Genomic DNA, 16,978 nt, shown 5'->3' with positions numbered 1-16,978 from the left:
CCCCCTCCCCAACTGACGCATCATCAGATACACCGGTGCCATGACCACAGACGAGCGAGCAGCAGACCGGGACGAGAGCGACGGCCGGGGCACCCGGGCCGATGACTACGCCGCGCTCGCGGCCGTCGGCCCCTACGGGGTCCGGCCCGGACACGCGCTGATCACCATGGTGGAACCGCACCCGGGCCACGAGTTCGCGTACAACCGCTGGTACGAGGACGACCACTACTACGCCGGCGCCATGGCCATGCCGTGGATGTACGCGGGCCGCCGCTGGGTGGCCCCCCGGGAGCTCCAGGAGCTGCGCTACCCGGAGAAGTCGGCGGTCGCCCAGCCCGTGACCGCCGGGTGCTACCTCTCGACGTACTGGGTGACCGAGGGCCGCTACGACGAGCACATGAAGTGGACCGTCGGCATCAACAAGCGGCTGAACCGCGACGGCCGCGTCTACCGCGACCGCACCCACGTCTTCACCGCCTTCCAGGACCACGCGGCCACCGTCTACCGCGACGGTGCCGCCGGCCCCCGGGACTTCCACGCCCTGGACCACCCGTACGCCGGGCTGGTGCTCCAGGTCGTCGACGCCGAGGGCCCCGGACAGCGGGCGGAGCTGTTGGAGTGGCTGCGCTCGCGGGCCCTGCCGCAGCGGCTGAACGGTTCTCCTGCGGCGATGGTGACGGTCTTCGAGCCGACGCCGCTTCCCGGCGACCGGATGACCTACGTCAAGCAGGTCGAGGGGGTCGGCAGCCGGCTGACGCTGCTGTGGTTCCTGGAGGCCGACCCGCGGACCTGCTGGGACCGCTTCCGGGATCTGGACGCGGAGGTCGCGGAATCGGGGCTGGGCCGGGTGGAGCTGGTGGCCCCGTTCGTTCCCACGGTGCCGGGCACCGACCGGTACGTCGATGAACTCCGGTAGCCGTTCGGGCTGACCGTGCCGCCGAGGGGTGCGTGCGGGCACGGCCGAGCCCCCTCGGCCAGGACGGCGGGCCGGTCGAGAGGGCTCTGGTCAGTGGTACGGGGACAACGGTCGGAGTGGATGCCGAGGGGTTCAGACGAGGCGTCCCGGCCGGCCCTCGATGACGTCGGCGACGAAGGAGGTCCAGGAACCCGGCGCGAAGGTGAGGGACGGACCGTCCTGCACCTTCGAGTCGCGGACCGAGATGGACTCGACCACGGGGGACTTGACCTCGACGCAGGCGCCGTTTCCGCCGGAGTACGAGGACTTGGTCCAGTTTTCCGTGGCGCCCTGACGAATAGCCATGTTTCTCTCCGGTTCAGCGAGTAGTTCCGGTGTCGTGCCAGCCAATTCCCCGGCTGACGTGATCGACGCTACCCGCACCTCCCGAGGGGTGAAGGAGGCATTCACTCGACCGGGTGGCATATTCCATTCAGGCCTTCTGTGGCCGGGGATGGACGGTGTACCGTACCGGGCCCTCCGTCATCCCCTGCCACTTCCGCCACCTCGGTCACGGGTGTTTCGGGCCCCGCTACCCCGCTTTGACGGCGTAGTGGCCGATGATCTCCGAGATGAACTGCCGGGTCTGCTCGACATTGAGCGCCTGGGCGCGCAGGTGCTCGTACATCACGCTGTACTTCTGAACGTCGTTGGCCTTCTCCAGGTACAGGTCGCTCGTCACGCCCTCGATGTAGACCACCGTCGAGTCCGAGGCGTCCGGGAATTCCAGAATGGCGTACTGGCCGTTCACGCCGGGGTGCGCGCCCATCGAGAAGGGCATCACCTGCACCGTGATGTACGGCTGCTCCGACTGCTCTATCAAGTACTCCAGCTGCCGCACCATCAACTGCGGGTCGCCGACGTGCCGGCGCAGCGCGGCCTCGTCGATCACCGCCCACAGCCGCAGCGGCCCGACCTCGGGGTTGTTGTTGTCCGTCTCCGACAGCCGCTTCTGCCGGTGCATCCGGACCTGGACGCGCTTCTCCACGTCGGCGGGCGCCGTCTCGGGCAGGGCGCCGCGGATCAGGGCCTGCGCGTACTCGGGCGTCTGGAGCAGCCCGGGGACCATCTGCGGCTCGTAGGTGCGCAGGCTGGCCGCGTCCGTCTCCAGACCGATGTAGACGCTGTACGGGATGTCGCCGAAGGCGTGCCACCAGCCCTGCTGGCGGGAGTCCTTCGCCATCTGCATGAGCGAGTCGACGAGCCGCGGGTCCTCGACCTCGTACACCTCGCACAGGTCGCGGACGTCGCGCTGGCTGATGGACCTGCGGCCGTTCTCCAGCCGGCTGATCTTCGACTGGGAGACGAGGAGGCGTTCGGCGACCTGTTCGGCCGTCATGCCCTTGTCCTCGCGGAGTTTGCGCAATTCCATGCCCAGTCGGCGGCGTCGGACGGTGGGATTGACATTGGACGCCACGGGTCGGCACCTCTCTCTGTGTGTCTGGTGTTCAGCAGACTGCCACCGAAAGGCGCGACGCCGCTGGCGAACGGGCCGGAAATGCGGACGCGCGGGCTGGCGGGGCCGGTGGTCCGGCCCCGCCACCCCGCGCGAAGGCGTCCTGCGGACCGGGTCTTTGGGGGACTACCGGCCGAGGCGCTGACAATGCGGTGGAGCGGTGCGGCAGTAGTCCCCGCGATGGGTCAAGGGGTGTCGCGGGCACTACGGGTTTTCGTGCGTGGTCCTACGGGTCGTACGTGTCCTACGGTTCGTGCCCGGTGCCGCTGTCGCCGCCGTTCAGTGCGCGGCCACCCGTGCCATCGCACCCGTCCGGCGCGGTTGCAGCGGTACGCCGCCGTTCGCCGGCGGCCGGGCGGCCGGCGGAGCCGGAGCACGGTCGCGGCGTGGCTGGGCGGCCACACCGTTCTGGACGTCCATCACGGCGTGCGCCACGAGTCCGCCCATCGGGTCGTGCCGGATCAGGTCCCGCAGCCGGGACCTGGACGACCGCCCCTCGTTGCCGGGGTACAGGTGCTTGCCGAGTCCGACCGCGTGGGCCAGAGCGGCGAGCGCCGCGGTCCGCGGGTCCGGCGGTACACCGGTGCGGATCGCACTGTCGAGCCGGGCACGGATCTCCCGGCTGATCGCCGTGTCGGTCGCCTGGTAGCGAGTCGTCGGCAGCACCCCGCACATTTGTCCCGCGACGGCATGGACCATGCCGCAGCGCTCCAGATGAGCGAGGTAAATCTGGCGGAGCCCCAGCCGGGGTCCGCCGATCCAGTGGACGGCCCGTACCGGGCTGCCGCGCCTGCGCAGCAGTTCCAGTGCGGAGTCCAGAGTCGGATCTCCTGTCGGCCGTGGCATCACCACGGCGATACGATCCCCATCAGGGGCTATCCGTCCTGCCAGAGCCAGCTCCACTAGCTGTGCCCCGGCCAGGCCGAGGTCGAGCGACTGCGGCTGCGCCGTGGTTCCCGTGGTCGGGTCCAAGGCGAGCAGCAGAAGCTCCTCCGGAATTGTTCTGCGGCTCCTGCCCATCCATGCCTCCCCGCGTGGATGAGTGACAGGGTGACGCCTCTCACATTCATCTGTCGAGAGCGCGTGGCCGCTTTGTGCGGGAACCCGCAGCTATGTCGTTCTCGTCTAGCACGGGGGCGATGCCCCCTAGACGGGACACTGTTAGACGGTTCGGACAGTGACCGGACGGCGATCGAGGAGGAACGGTGGCGGGCGAGTCCCCCGACAAGTCGGTAGATGAAGGAGCGTCGGGGGCGGCGGAGTCCTCCTCCGCGGAGCGGGATCCGAGGCTCTCGGTGTTCCAGCCGCGCGACCCCCTGAAGGAGGCCGTCGCGGCCTGGGTCGCCACGGCCGAGCCGGCCGCGTCCGGCGGGAAGGCGGGCGCGGACACGGGTGCGGACGCGGGTGCGGACGCGGGCGCCGAGACCGAGGCGTTCGAAGCCGTCACCGCTGCGGAACCGTCCCCCGGTCGGGTGGACTCCCCGGCCGGGCGCACCAAGCCCTCCGGGGTCGTACGGCAGGCCTCGCCGGCGGACGCGGAGCAGAAGCCGGATTCCGCTTCCGGTGAGGAGCCGGGCGGGTCGGACGAGCCGGCCGTGACGGCTTTCGGCGTAGCGAAGTCCGGTTCCGGTTCTGATTCCGGTGCTGATACTGGTTCCGCTTCTGGTCCGGCGCGGGACCCGCGGAGTGCGGGGAAGCCCGCCGAGGAGACCGGGGCTGCAAAGTCCGGTCCGGCCGAGGCGGATGGGAAGCGGGCCGGGGAGTCCCGGGCGGTCGAGAGTGAGCGCACGGCGGTGTTCCGTGCCGTGAAGCCGGATTCCGCTTCGGTGGACGCGCCGGCCGGGTCGGACAAGCCCGAGGTGACGGCGTTCGGCGTGGTCAAGCCCGGTTCTGGCTCCGGATCAGGTTCCGGTTCTGGTTCCGCTTCTGGTCCGGTGCGGGACCCGCGGGGTGCGGGGAAGCCCGCCGAGGAGACCGGGGCTGCGAAGTCCGGTCCGGCCGAGGCGGATGGGGAGCGGGCCGGGGAGTCCCGGGCGGTCGAGAGTGAGCGCACGGCGGTGTTCCGTGCCGTGAAGCCGGATTCCGCTTCGGTGGACGCGCCGGCCGGGTCGGACAAGCCCGAGGTGACGGCGTTCGGCGTGGTCAAGCCCGGTTCTGGCTCCGGTTCCGGATCCGCTCCTGGTTCCGCTTCCGGTTCCGGTCCGGCCCGGGACGAGGGGAAGAAGCCGGGCGCGGATTCCCGCACCACGGCCTTCGGGGTGGTCAAGCCCGAGCAGAAGCCCGCTGCCCCCGACAGCGAGCGGACCGCGGTGTTCCGCACGGTACGGCCGGATGCGGCTCCCGACGCCCCGGCGAAGCCCGCCCCGGGCTCTCCGGGCGCCCCCGACGCCCCGGCCAAGCCCGCGTCCGTGCCCGACAGTGAGCGGACCGCGGTGTTCCGCACAGTACGGCCGGATGCGGCTCCCGACGCCCCGGCGAAGCCCGCCCCGGGCTCTCCGGGCGCCCCCGGCAAGACCTCTTCCGAGGCCCCGGACACCGGCGACGAGCCCGCTTCCGCCGCTCCGCGCATCCCGGGCACCTCCGCTTCCGAGGCTCCCGGCAAGCCCGCGTCCGACGCTCCCGGTGCCCCCGGCGGTCCGAAGCGGCCTTCCGAGGGCTCCGGGTCCGCGAAGGGCGCTGAGGACCGGGCGGAGGACGGCCAGGACAGCCGTACCGCCGTGTTCCGGGCCGTGAAGGCCGACTCCGCGCCCTCCGCTCCCTCCGCGCCCGCGAAGGCTCCGAAGGACGCCGAGTCCGACAGTGAGCGGACCGCGGTGTTCCGTGCGGTGAAGCCGGATGCGGCCCCCGCCGCTCCCGGCAAGCCGGCCACCGGCGCTCCGGGCCTTCCCAAGCGCCCCTCCGCCGCAGGCTCCGGGCCCGCGACCGGCGCGAAGGGCAAGGAAGGCGGCCGGGACGGCCAGGACGGTCAGGGCCGCCCGAGTACCCCGGGCGCCAAGAAGGACGGCCAGGACACGGGCTCCGACAGCGAGCGCACCGCCGTCTTCCGGGCCGTGAAGCCGGGCACCGCCCCGGCCCCCGCCCCCGCCCCGGCTCCGGCCGGTGACACCCCGAAGGCGGGGGAGCGCCAGTCCAGCACCTTCGTACCGCTGCGCGGTGACGCCCCCGCCCCGCCGAAGCCCGCGCCCGCACCCGCACCCCCGGCCCCCCCGGGGCCCGCCGCGAACCGGCTCGACCCCAGCGAGCGCACCACGCAGCAGCCGCTGCCGCCGAGGCCGCCGCTGGACATGCTGGCGGACCTGACGAACAACCCGCCCCCGCCGCCCAGCCCGCTGCGCACCGCGGTCCGGCGGTTCAAGATCTACGCCCCGGTCGTGCTGCTGCTGGCCGTCGTCCTCGCCGTCGTGCAGCTGGTGCGCCCGCTGCCCGCTCCGAAGCTCGCGATGACCGCGAAGGCCACGTACGCCTTCCCCGGCGGGAAGCCCGAGCTGCCCTGGCCCACCGAGGGGCAGGCCTCCATGGCCGCCGCCGGCCTCGGCACGATCGGCTCGTCCGGCGAGCAGAAGCCCGTGCCGATCGCCAGCGTCACCAAGTCGATGACGGCGTACATCATCCTGCGCGACCACCCCTTCAAGAAGGGTGAGAAGGGCGCGATGATCGACGTCGACAAGACCGCCGAGACCGAGGGCCAGAAGGACAAGTCCGACAACGAGTCGACCCTCAACACGGTCAAGGAGGGCGACAAGATCTCGGAGTACGACGCCGTCGCCGCCCTCATGATCCCGTCGGCCAACAACATCGCGCGGCTCCTCGCGCGCTGGGACTCCGGTTCCCAGGAGGCGTTCGTCAAGAAGATGAACGACACCGCCAAGGAACTCGGCATGACCAACACCACGTACACGGACCCGTCGGGCCTCGACGCGACCACGGTCAGCACCGCCGAGGACCAGGTCAAGCTGGGTCTGAAGATCGTCGAGATCCCGGCCCTGATCGAGATCACCAGCAAGCCCAGCTGGGTCGACCCGTCCGGCAAGACCTGGCCCAACTGGAACCGCCTGGTCCCGTACAACGACTCGCTCGGCATCAAGACCGGTACGACGACCAAGGCCGGCGGAAACCTCCTGTTCGCCGCCCAGAAGAAGATCGGCGGCACCAACCAGCTGATCGTCGGAGCGGTCCTCGGACAGCACAAGCCGCCGATCATCGACAGCGTCATCGCGGCGAGCCGGACCCTGCTGGTCGCCACCCAGAAGTCCCTCGAAGGCGCGACCGTCGTCAAGAAGGGCGAAGTCGTCGGGTACGTCGACGACGGCCTCGGCGGCCGGACCCCGGTCGTCGCCACGGCCGACGTCCAGGCGGTCGGCTGGTCCTCGCTGACCGTGGACATCAAGCTGGGTGACGGGGGCGCCAAGCTCCCCGAAACCGCCAAGGCCGGGACCGAGGTCGGCGTGCTGACCGTCGGCGAGGGAGCCAGTCAGGTGAAGGTGCCCGTGGCGCTCAAGACCGAGCTGGCCGCGCCGGGCATCGGCAGCAAGCTGGTCCGCGTCGGCTGACCGCTGCTGCGCCGCGGCGCCCCGGGCAACCCCGGGGCGCCGCGGCGCGTCTAGGGGACCGGGACGGGGCTCGCGCGCCGTGCCGTGTCGTGTCGGGAGAGAGCGTCATCAGTGACCACCGCTGAGCAGCACCAGCAGTCCGGGTCCTCCGAGCAGTCGGGCCGGCCGGGCGGCCTCGCCGCGCCGTCGGCACCGTCCGGGTCCTCGGGCGCGTCCGGCTCCCCCGGGGCCGGGGAGCAGCCGTCCGCGGCCTCCGGGGCCGGGGAGCAGTCGTCGGTGCCCGCAGGGCCCGAGGGCATAGGGGCCCGCCTGCTCGGCCGGGCGCACCGGCATCCGGTGGCCGTCGCCACCGCGCTCGCCGCCGTCCTGCACGTCGTCTGGTTCTTCACCTTCGCCAACAGCGGCGGCGACCTGGCCGCGCAGGACGCGTGGGCCGAGTTCGTCGGCCGCCACCCCGACACCGCGTACAACCTGGCCTGGTACGGGGGCATGCACCCGGTCTCGTACAGCGTGGTGTCCCCGTACGTCATGCACATGATCGGCGTCCGGACCACGATGATGATCGCCGGGACGGCCTCGGCCGGGCTCCTCGCGCTGATCCTCACCCGCTGCCGCGGCGCCGTCCGGCGCCCCCTGTGGCCGGCCCTGGCCGGGGTCTACGGGCTGCTGTGCAACGCCCTGTCCGGCCGGGTCACCTTCGGCCTCGGCGTGCTGTTCGCGCTCGGGGCCGTCGCCGCCGTCTTCTGCTGGCCCCGCCGGTGGGCCCGGCGGCGCTGGGCCAAGGCCGCCGTCGCCGCACCGCTCGCCGGGCTGGCCACCGCCGCGAGCCCGGTCGCGGGCCTGTTCCTCGGGGTGATCGCCGCCGCGCTGTTCCTGAGCCGGCGGCGGCCCGGCGCGTACGCCCTCGGGCTGGCCCCGGTGGCCGTCGTCGGGCTGTCGGCGTGGCTGTTCCCCTTCTCCGGGACGCAGCCGATGAAGCTGGGTTCCGCCTGGCTGCCCTTCGTGTTCGGCCTGGCCCTCGTCTTCCTCGTGCCCGCGCGGTGGAAGACCGTCCGGATCGCCTCCGCCGTCTACGCCCTCGGCGTGTTCCTGACCTGGGCGATCGACTCCCAGGTCGGTTCGAACGTCACCCGGCTGGTCATGCTGTTCGGCGGCGCGGTGTTCCTCGCCGCCGTCCCGCACACCGCCCCGCGCTCGCGGCGCCGGCGCCTGGTGCTGCTCGGGTTCGCGGGGCTCACCGTATGGATCACCACCAACAGCGTCACCGACATCGTCCGCACCACCCCGGTGGCCGCCTGGAACCGCGAGCTGGCCCCGCTCGTCGACCGCCTGAAGAAGGCGGACGCCGACCGCGGCCGGGTCGAGGTGGTCCCGGCCAGCAGCCACCGCGAATCCTCGGCCTTCCCCTCGTACGTGAACCTGGCGCGCGGCTGGAACCGGCAGGCCGACCTGGAGCGCAACCCGCTCTTCTACGACGACACCCTCACCGCCGAGAACTACCGGGCCTGGCTCGAACGCTGGGCCGTGCACTACGTGGTCCTGCCCGCCGGCAAACCCGACTCGGGCGGGGAGGACGAGGCGAAGCTCGTGCGCGGGGGCCTGCCGTACCTGCGGCAGGTGTGGGGCGACGATAACTGGCGGCTGTTCGAGGTGCAGGACCCCACGAGCCTGGTGGCCGGACCCGCGACGGTGGTGCGGGCGGGCGCCGACCAGCTGGTCATCGACGTGAAGCGGCGCGGCCGGGTGCTGGTGCGCATCCCGCACTCGCCGTGGCTGGGCCTGGTGGACTCCGAGGGCAAGGCGGTCCTGCCCCCGCAGGAGACGTTCTCCTCGAAGGCGCGGGGCGCCTCCGCGAAGCCGAAGGAGTACGCGAACACCGCCGGGTGCCTCTTCAAGGCGGCCCCCGACGACGCCGGGGACGTGTGGACGGAGCTGCTGGCCCCGGTGGCGGGGGAGTACCGGGTGTCCGCGAAGTACCAGCTGCCCCGGGGAACGCCCTGCCCGGAGGAGCTGGTCCGCGCCACCCTGGGGACCCCGGAGCGGCCGTCGCCGCCGGCGGCCCCGACGGCGCCCTGAGCCGTCATTCTTGCTGCAAGGGATTTCTTTACGTCCTGCTCCGGGTGCATTGCTCCGTATATCTGCATACGATCCGAGTAGTCCGATTGGGTGCTTCCCGAGGGAGTTGACGACGGGATGAGCAAAGAGCAGAAGCAGGACGTCCAGGCCGCGATCGCGAAGGCGACGGAACAGGTCCAGCTGCCCCGCACGGCCGGTCACGGCTTCGACGGTCCGGTCCGGAGCAAGGTCAAGGGCGGGGCGCACACCAAGGCGGCCCTCAAGCGGGCCGGAACTCCCCAGGGCGACCGGATCGGCGAGCGCAGCAGAGGCCTGAGCTGACGGCCGCGCACTGCCCCGGCCCATGACGTGACCGGCCCTCCCGGCTCCTGCCGGGAGGGCCGTCGTCGTCCCGGCACCGCCTCAGCGTGTGGTGCGGCCGACGGCGGCCCGCGGTCTATAGGTTGGACGGGTGCACCGCCTCTTCCGATGGCCCCGCCGATCCGACCACACCGGGACGGCCTCGCGGACGGAGCACGCGGGCGCGGTCTACGGATCGCTCCTCGCGGCTTCGGTGATCGCCACGGCCAGCGCGGTCGGTGCCTTCCCGCGCCTCCAGCTCATCGTGCTGCTCCTCGTGACGGGCGCGGTCTTCTGGGCGGCCCACGTCTACGCGAACCTCGCCGCCGAACGGCTCGTCGGCCGGTCCGTCGGCTGGGCCGAGGTCCGGGGGACCGGACGGCGCGAGCTGCCCATCATCGAGGCGGCCGTACTGCCGGCGGCGGCAGTGGCGGTGAGCCCGCTCCTGGGACTGGGGCTGAGCGGCACGGCGTGGCTCGCCCTGGCCGTGACGGGGGTGCAGCAGTTCACCTGGGCCCTGTTCGGAGCCCTGAACGCCGGCGCGTCCCGCACCCAGGCGACCGTCGAGGGCCTGGTCAACCTGCTGTTCGTGCTGCTCATCGTGGCAGCGAAAGCAGCCGTCGGCCACTGAGCCACCGATGTGCCCCCGGCGCTGTCGGAGGGCGACGTCAAACGGCCCGGAGCACGATCGCTCCGGGCCGTCGTCCCTGGTGCCCCCGGCAGGATTCGAACCTGCGACACCCGCTTTAGGAGTCCGTTCAATTGACTTGCGCCACCTGCGCAGTTGGGTGAATGGGCTTCTGACCTGCAGGTTTCGTATCAGCTGGTGTCAGCTGGTATTCGCTCGTCTCCTGTCACCGTGTGTACGGGATGTGTACTGCTACGTGGGGGGCACGTTGTACTGGTTGAGCGTTGCCTGCGTGGTGGAGGCGTCGCGGAACACCAACTCCCAGGGGCCGGTGTTGATGTCCATGTCCTTACCGAAGCCGATCCACTTGCCCGCCATGCGCCGCCCGGTGGGCTCCACGAGCATCTGCACTGCGCCGTGATAGCGGGCGCCGCGGTAGTAGCCGTCCTCGGCTGTCTGCTCCACCCAGGTGCCGGTCACGACGCTGCCATCGACAGTCAGGTCCATCGTCAGGGGCGACGCGGGGTTAGAGGAGCCGTTCGGCAGGGACCGCACGGTGAGCCGGTTGCCGTGCTGCAGGACGATGACGAAGTGCTGTCCGATGAGGCTGGAGTCGCGGCCGCTCGAGTAGAACTCGTACCGGGAGAGCCAGACGCCGGAGTAGTTGGCCCGAGGGGCCACCTGAGGAGTTGGGCCGGCCGCAGGGGAGGCGACGCCCTCGGCAGCGCCAGCCGGAGCGGCTTCGATGTCGTGGCCGCCGTTGCCGTCTGAGCTGAGACGGGCCAGGGGGAGGGCTGCCGAGAACCCCAGGGACTCGATGGGAAGGCCCGTCACGGACTCGAGCGCGCGAGCGTACAGCGGCCTCGGGGCCGCAATGACGCCTGCCTCCCAGCGCTGAACGAGCCGCTTGTTCGCTTCGTTGGGTTGCCCTGCTCGCAGACCAGACTCTCTGATCGCTCGGGCGAAGTCGTCTTGACTCATGAGCAGGCCCATGCGCACCGCCCGAAGAGTCGAGTTTGGTGTGTTCATCCGTTCACGGTAGTCCTCAACTGCCAGTTATGACACCGATATGACGCCCCGTCTGTCGCCGCTATGACGCCCTTGGAGACGCCGCGCGAGGCGTCATTGCGGCGTCACGCTGAGACCCTCCGGTAGACGATCAGGGGCGCTCATGCGATTACGCTTCACAGCGGGTGTGTTGCTATCCAGCATCAGATGGTGTTACATAGAGACATCGCTCCTCGGAAACGAGGACGGCCCCGCCCGGTGCGTCAACACCAGACGGGGCCTGCGATCCGAACCCCTCTGCAAAGGGAGTCGAACCATGTCCAACACCGTACCCGCAGACCTGCCCCGGATGTTCCGTCCGGAGCCGAAGCTGTCCGCCGTCCCGACCCAGCCCACGGGCCGCGACCGGGAGGCCCTCGAAACCAAGGCTGCGCAGGCCTCCGTCGACGCGCAGTTCCCCCTCGCTGCCCAGCTCGTCGCCGAGCCGGCCCCGCGCTCCTGGTCGTTCGTCGACCGCCGCACCGGGTTCCGGCACGAGGTGACCTGCCTCCCCGGCTGCGTCGTCTCCCACGAGCGTGAGATCGCCCTGGGCGTCGTCGCCGAGGACGTCTGGTGCATGACCGCCGAGACCGACGACGTATGGCTGCCCGTGTCGACGGGCGGAAAGCCGGCCGACGAGGTCCGCCTACTGGCCGCGAGCATCCGGCAGGACCCGTTCGACACGAACCTCGCGAAGCGCGTCCCGCACGCCGCGGTCGAGGTCATGGAGGACTCGTTCATCGAGCCCCTCGACCCGGACGGCCTTGCAACGGTCATCCTCGGCCTCGAGGCGCAGCTGAAGCAGATGCGCGCTGTCCACGCCCAGCTCGTCGAGCTCCGCGCGCAGAACCGGGTGGAGCTGTGAGCGCCGCGCGGATCGTGTCGGTGCGGACGGTGGACCACGGTGTGGTCGATCTGCCGGAGCCGTCCTGGTGCGTGAAGGCGCACCGCGACGACGTGCACCGGGCGGACATCCACCACCAGGGCGTCGAGCACGCCGCATCCGTGGACGTCCCGGGCTATGGCCGGGTGTCGTTCCTGACGGCGTTCCTGTCGCAGTACCCGTTCGCCGAGCACGCCGGCCGGGGGGTGACGGTGGCGGTCGAGATCGAGGGCGAGCACCACGAGTTCGACCCCGCCGGCCTCGGGGACCTGGCCGCGGCCATCACCTCCCACGCCCTGTTCGGTCTGCTGCCCGTGCGGGACCGGCTGCAGGCCCTCCAGGAGACGCTGTGAGCGCCCCCGCACCGGCCCTCGCGATCACCGAGGAGCACCGCGCCGAAGGCCTCGCCTCCCGCATCCTCGACATCCTCGCGGACCCGGCGAACCCCTCCCGCCGCAGCCTCCCCGCCTACCAGCTGGCCGCACGCCTCGCTTTCGAGACCGCAGCGGCCAGCGCCGAGCAGCCCACCGCCTGCGACTGGTGCGGTCAGGGCGGCTCCGACCCGATCGAACCGCAGGACGGCGAGTGACCTCGCACTGGCCGATCCGCCGGCCGACGGAGAACGCCGCGCTGCGTTCCCTCGGCCGGTCGGCCCGGCCCCTCCCCAGCGTTCCGGCCCTGATGGCCGCCCTGATCACCGCGAACCGTGCCCATGACCGGCACGGCGCCAACCTGGCCGCCCACCGCGTGGTGCGCGTAGCCGAAGGAGTCACCGAATGAGCCGCGATCTTGTCTACCCCTTCCCGCCCAGCGGCCGGCCCGACGAGCCCGGCGCCTGGCCCGAAGGGGTCATCGCCCGCTACCTGACCGTTGGCGGGGCCACCGTCGACCTGACGTACCGACTCAACGCACTGAACCCGCCCGAGCCGTTCGTCACGCTCGCCGCCTGCGGGGGATGCCCCGCCTCGCAGGAGTTCGGCCACTGGATCGCCTCCGGAAGCCACTTCGACGGCACGTTCACCGAAGAACACGACCCCGGAGCGGGCGACGAGAAGGCCCGAACCTGGGCCCAGTCCCACGCCGAGACCTGCCGGGCCATGCCGCGTCCCGAAGGGAGCTGAAGACCATGAAGTTCATCAACGAGATCCGGCACCGGCTTGTCGACCGCACCATCGACGGCACCACGAACCAGGTGTCCCAGCCGTACACGGTCCGCACGCCGAAGCCGCCGATGGACAAGGACCGCGCCGCTCTGATCGGGGTGTCCGTCCTGGTCCTGGTGCTCACCCTCGTAGCGATCGTCTGGTCGACGCACAGCATCGGCACGCTGCTCGGCGGTGGAGTCGGCTACATGGCCGGCGTCGTGTTCGACGTCGCCTGGCTGGCCGTCCTGGTCCTGGAATGGCTGGCCCGCTTCGATGAGACGAAGCGGGAGTTCCCCCGCAAGGTCGGATGGGTTCTGGCCCTGGTCGCCGCGGCTGCCATCTTCCTCGAAGGAATGATGGCCGGCGGCTGGCAGATGGCAGCGGTCGGCGCGGCCGTGTCCATCGTGGCCAAGGTTCTGTGGTGGGCCGTGTTCAGGCACATCGACAAGGACCTGTCGCCGGCCGACTCCCAGTGGGTCGCCGCGGAGATGTCGAAGGCGAACGCCAAGCTCGCCATCGCCGGAGTACGCCGGCAGGCCGCGAAAGCGGAAGTCGCCGCCCGCCTGGAACTCCTGGCCGCCGAGCGAGACCTGAACGAACTCGCCGGGCTCGATCACTTTCGCGGCAGCGCGGATGCGATCACGGCCGAACAGGTCCGCGAACACGAGGACGCTTCGGAGCGCCCCGAACCGGCTTTGAACAGGGCGAACACGGTTCGCGAACACCCCGAACCCGAGGCGAACATCTCGCACCTGGCCCGCGTCGAGCTGACCGCCGGAGCCTCCCGGCAGGAAGCCGTCGAGGCGATCCTGGCTCAGCTCCCCGCGGCCAAGGTCGCGTCCGTCGAGGCGACGGTGCGGCGGGAGCGGAACAAGCTCGACCGCGCCGCCTACAGGTAAACCCTCACCCACCCACACCACCTGAGGAGCACAGCCATGCCCGAACCGACCGAAGAGATGGACGCCTACCACCGCCGCATGGCGGAGATGGAGCAGATGCACGCCGACTACGAGGCCATGGACCAGGCCGAGTACGACGCCTTCAACGACGAGATGGACGCCCGCGACGCTGCCTGGGAGAAGGGCCAGCGGTAGACCCCGACCCCTTCCGCCCGCGGCAGGTGACGAAATCCGTGACGGAGGTCGTCCGCCTGTCGGGGGTGGTGGGGACCGGGATCAGCCCAGTCCGCTACAGCCGGAGGACCACCGGATGCCGATCAACGGGCAGCGCACGAGCAGCACGCCGCGGTCGAACCCTCAGACCAAGGGCGGCACCAGCAAGACCAAGCACGGGCCCACGTTCAATCTCGGCCCGAACCTCAACGTCAACTCCACCCGGACCACCACCACCGGAAGCCACGGGGGCGCCGGCGGCCAGGGACGGTCTCAGTTCATGCTCCCCGACCCCGAGTTCGGATCCGCCGCCGAACTGCGGAACTACTGCAACAGCCTGCGGGCCTTCGCCGTCCACGCCTCCATCGAGGTCATGGTCGCCGCGGAGATCCTGCAGGCCGCCCTGTCGCAGGCCAAGGGCACCCCGCAGGACAACATCATCCAGCACAAGATCCGGGCCCGGCGGATCGCCCGGAAGCTGAAGAAGGCCGGCGAGTCCCTCGCCGACGCGGCCTCGAACGCCGCCGCGACCTACGCCGCGTTCCAGCGGGAGTACGCCGACATCATCACCGCCCGGCCCGCACAGCGTCCGGCCCAGTCCCGCCCGTTCCAGTACTGAGAGGAGGCACCCCCATGACCGGCAAGGACATCGAACAGCGTCACGAGGACCAGCTGAAGGGCAGCTCGGACGGAGGCGGCATCAAGGGCTATCTGCTGCACCGCGCCAAGCCCTACCTGCCGCCGTGGCTCGGAGTCGGGGCGGTAGGCGCCTCGGGCCTCGCGGCCAACGCGGTGTGGTCCGATGACGCAGGCATGGGGGTGCTCCTCACCCTCGGCTCCGTGGCCCTGACCGGCTCCACCTGGTGGGCAGCCCGCATGACCGGCAAGGAGCGCCGGCTGCACTCGGCCATCACCGTGGCCGCCGGATCGTCCTGGTTCACCTCGGCGGCCATCTTCGGGCCCAGCTTCGACATGCTGTTCGTGGGCGGGATCGTCACCGCCCTGTCGTGGAACATCCGCCAAATCATGCGGCGGGACCCGGACGGCGCCAAGGCGAAGGCATCCGACGGCGGGCTGCTGGAGAAGATCGGCCTGGCCAAAGCCAGGATGGGCGCCGCCAAGGTGGAGCCGAACCGGGTCACCGTCCCGATCGCCCTCGAGCCCGGAACCCAGACCAACGACGACATGAACAAGGCCCTCGTCAACGTCGCGTCCGCCCTGGACATCCCGGCGACCGCGGTCCGCTACCTGCCCGACCCCGACTCGGCCCGCCGCGGCGAGCTGGTCATCGTCCCCCTCGACATGCTGGCCGACACCGTCCGCTGGGAGGAGGTAGGCCCGTCCCTGCCCGGCGGATCCATCACCGACGCCCTGCGCCTGGGCGTGTACGACGACGGACAGCCCCTACAGCTGTGGCTCCCCGGAGACCCGGAAGCCAGCCGCAACGCCACCCACGTCCTCATCGCCGGAATGACCGGGGCCGGCAAGGGCGACGGCGCCCTGAACCTGATGACCGAGATCCTGTCCCGCACCGACGTCGTCCTCTGGCTCAACGACCCCAAGGGCTTCCAGGACTTCCGTGACCTGCTGCCCGGCATGGACTGGGCAACCGACGCGACCGGCACCGAGACCATGGTCGAAGCCGTTCTCGCCATCATTCCCGCCCGGACCAGCTGGCTTGGAGCCCACCGCTACCGGCAGTGGACGCGCGCCGCCGCCGACGTCCAGAACGACCCCGCCCACAGCTGCCGCACCGACGGCACCGCCTGCGGCTGCCCCGGCATGCCGTTCCTGGTCAGCTGGTTCGAAGAGGCCGGAGCGTCCCTGTCCGTCCTCGGCGACGACGCCTTCAACAACATCGCCAACCTGGCCCGCGCCGCGGGTGTCGCCCTGGTCGTCTCCCTGCAGCGGCCCAGCCACGACCAGATCAGCACCACCACCCGTGACGCCCTCGGCACCAGGCTGTGCTTCGGCGTACCGAACGCGACCGCGGCCGGCTTCATGCTCCCCGACACGGTCGTCGATGCCGGGGCCGCCCCCGAACGCTGGTCCAACCGCCGGCCCGGCTACTGCTACCTGGTCACCCCCGGAGTCGAGGAGGCCCGCTACTCCAGTCCCGGCCGGACCCGCTGGTTCACGCCGACCGCCAGCTCCCTCATGGAGACCGTCGCCAACTGGGCGGCCCGCAACGGCGCCCAGGTCGACCCCGTCACCGCTGGTGCGGCAGCCTCGGCCGTGGGTAAGGCGTACACAGAGCGCGCCCGGCACCAGGAGGAGAACCCCGAGCCTGGCGACGACGACGAGGAGACGAACGTGAGCCGCCTGGACGACGAGGATCGCGATATCGACCCGAACGAGGAGCTGCCAGCCGCGCAGGCCGGGGAGGAAAACGTCGTCTTCGGTCAGCTGGAAGGCCGGGACCTCAACGCCGACCAGGCTCGCGCCGTCCTCGAGGAGATCCTCGCCGAGTACGAGAGCGAAGGCACCATGGTGATCGGTCCGGTCGACATCCTGAAGCACGGCGACCGGCTCGGCCGGAAGCGCGGATGGGTGTCCGGAGAGCTGCAGCGGCTCCTCCAGGAAGGCCGGATCGCCGAGACGTCGAAGCCCGGACGGTACCGGATCGTCCCCGCCATGGCCGACGCCTGACACCCCTGACACTCTCTGACGCGTCAGACGGCCCTGACACCCAAACCCTTAGGCGGGAGCGGGTGTCAGGGCCGTCTGACAGGCGCCCTGACACCTTCTGACAGCACAGCCGAGGGGCCTGCGGCAGTACGCCGCGGG

The 16,978-nt window shown here is 71.1% G+C and carries 18 protein-coding genes; 14 read left to right on the top strand and 4 right to left on the bottom strand.

The window, feature by feature from the left end:
- The first annotated feature begins 40 nt into the window (after positions 1–40).
- Entirely contained in the window at positions 41–916 is an 876-nt protein-coding gene (locus ABZZ17_RS05570; protein ID WP_356872291.1) for a hypothetical protein, read from the top strand.
- A gap of 132 nt (positions 917–1,048) precedes the next feature.
- Here the strand turns inward: ABZZ17_RS05570 and ABZZ17_RS05565 are convergent, their stop codons facing one another.
- The 3 genes from ABZZ17_RS05565 to ABZZ17_RS05555 form a co-directional block, all read right to left on the bottom strand.
- Entirely contained in the window at positions 1,049–1,261 is a 213-nt protein-coding gene (locus ABZZ17_RS05565; RefSeq protein ID WP_356872289.1) for a DUF397 domain-containing protein, read from the bottom strand.
- Between the two features lie 226 nt (positions 1,262–1,487).
- The gene (locus tag ABZZ17_RS05560) at positions 1,488–2,372 is read right to left on the bottom strand and encodes a helix-turn-helix transcriptional regulator (protein ID WP_356872287.1); all 885 of its coding nucleotides are present in this window, start codon (positions 2,370–2,372) and stop codon (positions 1,488–1,490) included.
- Between the two features lie 318 nt (positions 2,373–2,690).
- On the bottom strand, positions 2,691–3,431 hold the full coding sequence (locus ABZZ17_RS05555) for a GPP34 family phosphoprotein (RefSeq protein WP_356872285.1): 741 nt from the start codon (positions 3,429–3,431) through the stop codon (positions 2,691–2,693).
- Between the two features lie 185 nt (positions 3,432–3,616).
- Between ABZZ17_RS05555 and ABZZ17_RS05550 the strand changes: the two genes are divergently transcribed.
- The 4 genes from ABZZ17_RS05550 to ABZZ17_RS05535 all read left to right on the top strand — a co-directional run bounded on the left by ABZZ17_RS05550 (position 3,617) and on the right by ABZZ17_RS05535 (position 10,007).
- Complete coding sequence (locus tag ABZZ17_RS05550) at positions 3,617–6,961, top strand: hypothetical protein (protein ID WP_356872283.1); 3,345 nt, start codon at positions 3,617–3,619, stop codon at positions 6,959–6,961.
- 297 nt (positions 6,962–7,258) lie between these two features.
- A complete protein-coding gene (locus ABZZ17_RS05545; protein ID WP_356872460.1) occupies positions 7,259–9,037 on the top strand; it encodes an MFS transporter in 1,779 nt (592 codons plus the stop codon).
- A 117-nt stretch (positions 9,038–9,154) separates the two neighbouring features.
- The gene (locus ABZZ17_RS05540) at positions 9,155–9,358 is read left to right on the top strand and encodes a hypothetical protein (RefSeq protein WP_356872281.1); all 204 of its coding nucleotides are present in this window, start codon (positions 9,155–9,157) and stop codon (positions 9,356–9,358) included.
- 130 nt (positions 9,359–9,488) lie between these two features.
- Positions 9,489–10,007: a hypothetical protein gene (locus tag ABZZ17_RS05535; protein ID WP_356872279.1), complete on the top strand. Its 519-nt coding sequence runs from the start codon at positions 9,489–9,491 to the stop codon at positions 10,005–10,007.
- 249 nt (positions 10,008–10,256) lie between these two features.
- Here the strand turns inward: ABZZ17_RS05535 and ABZZ17_RS05530 are convergent, their stop codons facing one another.
- Entirely contained in the window at positions 10,257–11,033 is a 777-nt protein-coding gene (locus tag ABZZ17_RS05530; RefSeq protein WP_356872277.1) for a helix-turn-helix transcriptional regulator, read from the bottom strand.
- Positions 11,034–11,328: 295 nt separating this feature from the next.
- Here ABZZ17_RS05530 and ABZZ17_RS05525 point away from each other — a divergent pair, with 295 nt between their 5' ends.
- From ABZZ17_RS05525 to traB, 9 genes are all read left to right on the top strand, one after another.
- On the top strand, positions 11,329–11,916 hold the full coding sequence (locus ABZZ17_RS05525; protein ID WP_356872275.1) for a hypothetical protein: 588 nt from the start codon (positions 11,329–11,331) through the stop codon (positions 11,914–11,916).
- A complete protein-coding gene (locus tag ABZZ17_RS05520; protein ID WP_356872273.1) occupies positions 11,913–12,287 on the top strand; it encodes a hypothetical protein in 375 nt (124 codons plus the stop codon). Before ABZZ17_RS05525 ends, ABZZ17_RS05520 begins: the two co-directional genes overlap by 4 nt.
- A complete protein-coding gene (locus ABZZ17_RS05515) occupies positions 12,284–12,523 on the top strand; it encodes a hypothetical protein (protein WP_356872271.1) in 240 nt (79 codons plus the stop codon). Before ABZZ17_RS05520 ends, ABZZ17_RS05515 begins: the two co-directional genes overlap by 4 nt.
- Positions 12,520–12,714, top strand: coding sequence for a hypothetical protein (locus ABZZ17_RS05510; RefSeq protein WP_356872269.1), 195 nt, complete (start codon positions 12,520–12,522; stop codon positions 12,712–12,714). Before ABZZ17_RS05515 ends, ABZZ17_RS05510 begins: the two co-directional genes overlap by 4 nt.
- A complete protein-coding gene (locus ABZZ17_RS05505) occupies positions 12,711–13,055 on the top strand; it encodes a hypothetical protein (RefSeq protein ID WP_356872267.1) in 345 nt (114 codons plus the stop codon). Before ABZZ17_RS05510 ends, ABZZ17_RS05505 begins: the two co-directional genes overlap by 4 nt.
- Positions 13,056–13,060: 5 nt before the next feature.
- A complete protein-coding gene (locus tag ABZZ17_RS05500) occupies positions 13,061–13,978 on the top strand; it encodes a hypothetical protein (RefSeq protein WP_356872265.1) in 918 nt (305 codons plus the stop codon).
- A gap of 36 nt (positions 13,979–14,014) precedes the next feature.
- Positions 14,015–14,173, top strand: a complete 159-nt coding sequence (locus ABZZ17_RS05495) for a hypothetical protein (RefSeq protein WP_356872263.1) — start codon at positions 14,015–14,017, stop codon at positions 14,171–14,173.
- Between the two features lie 115 nt (positions 14,174–14,288).
- Complete coding sequence (gene traA / locus ABZZ17_RS05490; RefSeq protein ID WP_356872261.1) at positions 14,289–14,810, top strand: plasmid transfer protein TraA; 522 nt, start codon at positions 14,289–14,291, stop codon at positions 14,808–14,810.
- A gap of 14 nt (positions 14,811–14,824) precedes the next feature.
- A complete protein-coding gene (gene traB / locus ABZZ17_RS05485; protein WP_356872259.1) occupies positions 14,825–16,840 on the top strand; it encodes a plasmid transfer protein TraB in 2,016 nt (671 codons plus the stop codon).
- Positions 16,841–16,978 lie beyond the last annotated feature (138 nt).

Source organism: Streptomyces sp. NPDC006512, from assembly GCF_040611935.1.
GTDB lineage: Bacteria > Actinomycetota > Actinomycetes > Streptomycetales > Streptomycetaceae > Streptomyces.
The sequence above is the reverse complement of the archived record's forward strand: the minus strand, read 5'-3'. Positions and strand labels throughout refer to the sequence as shown.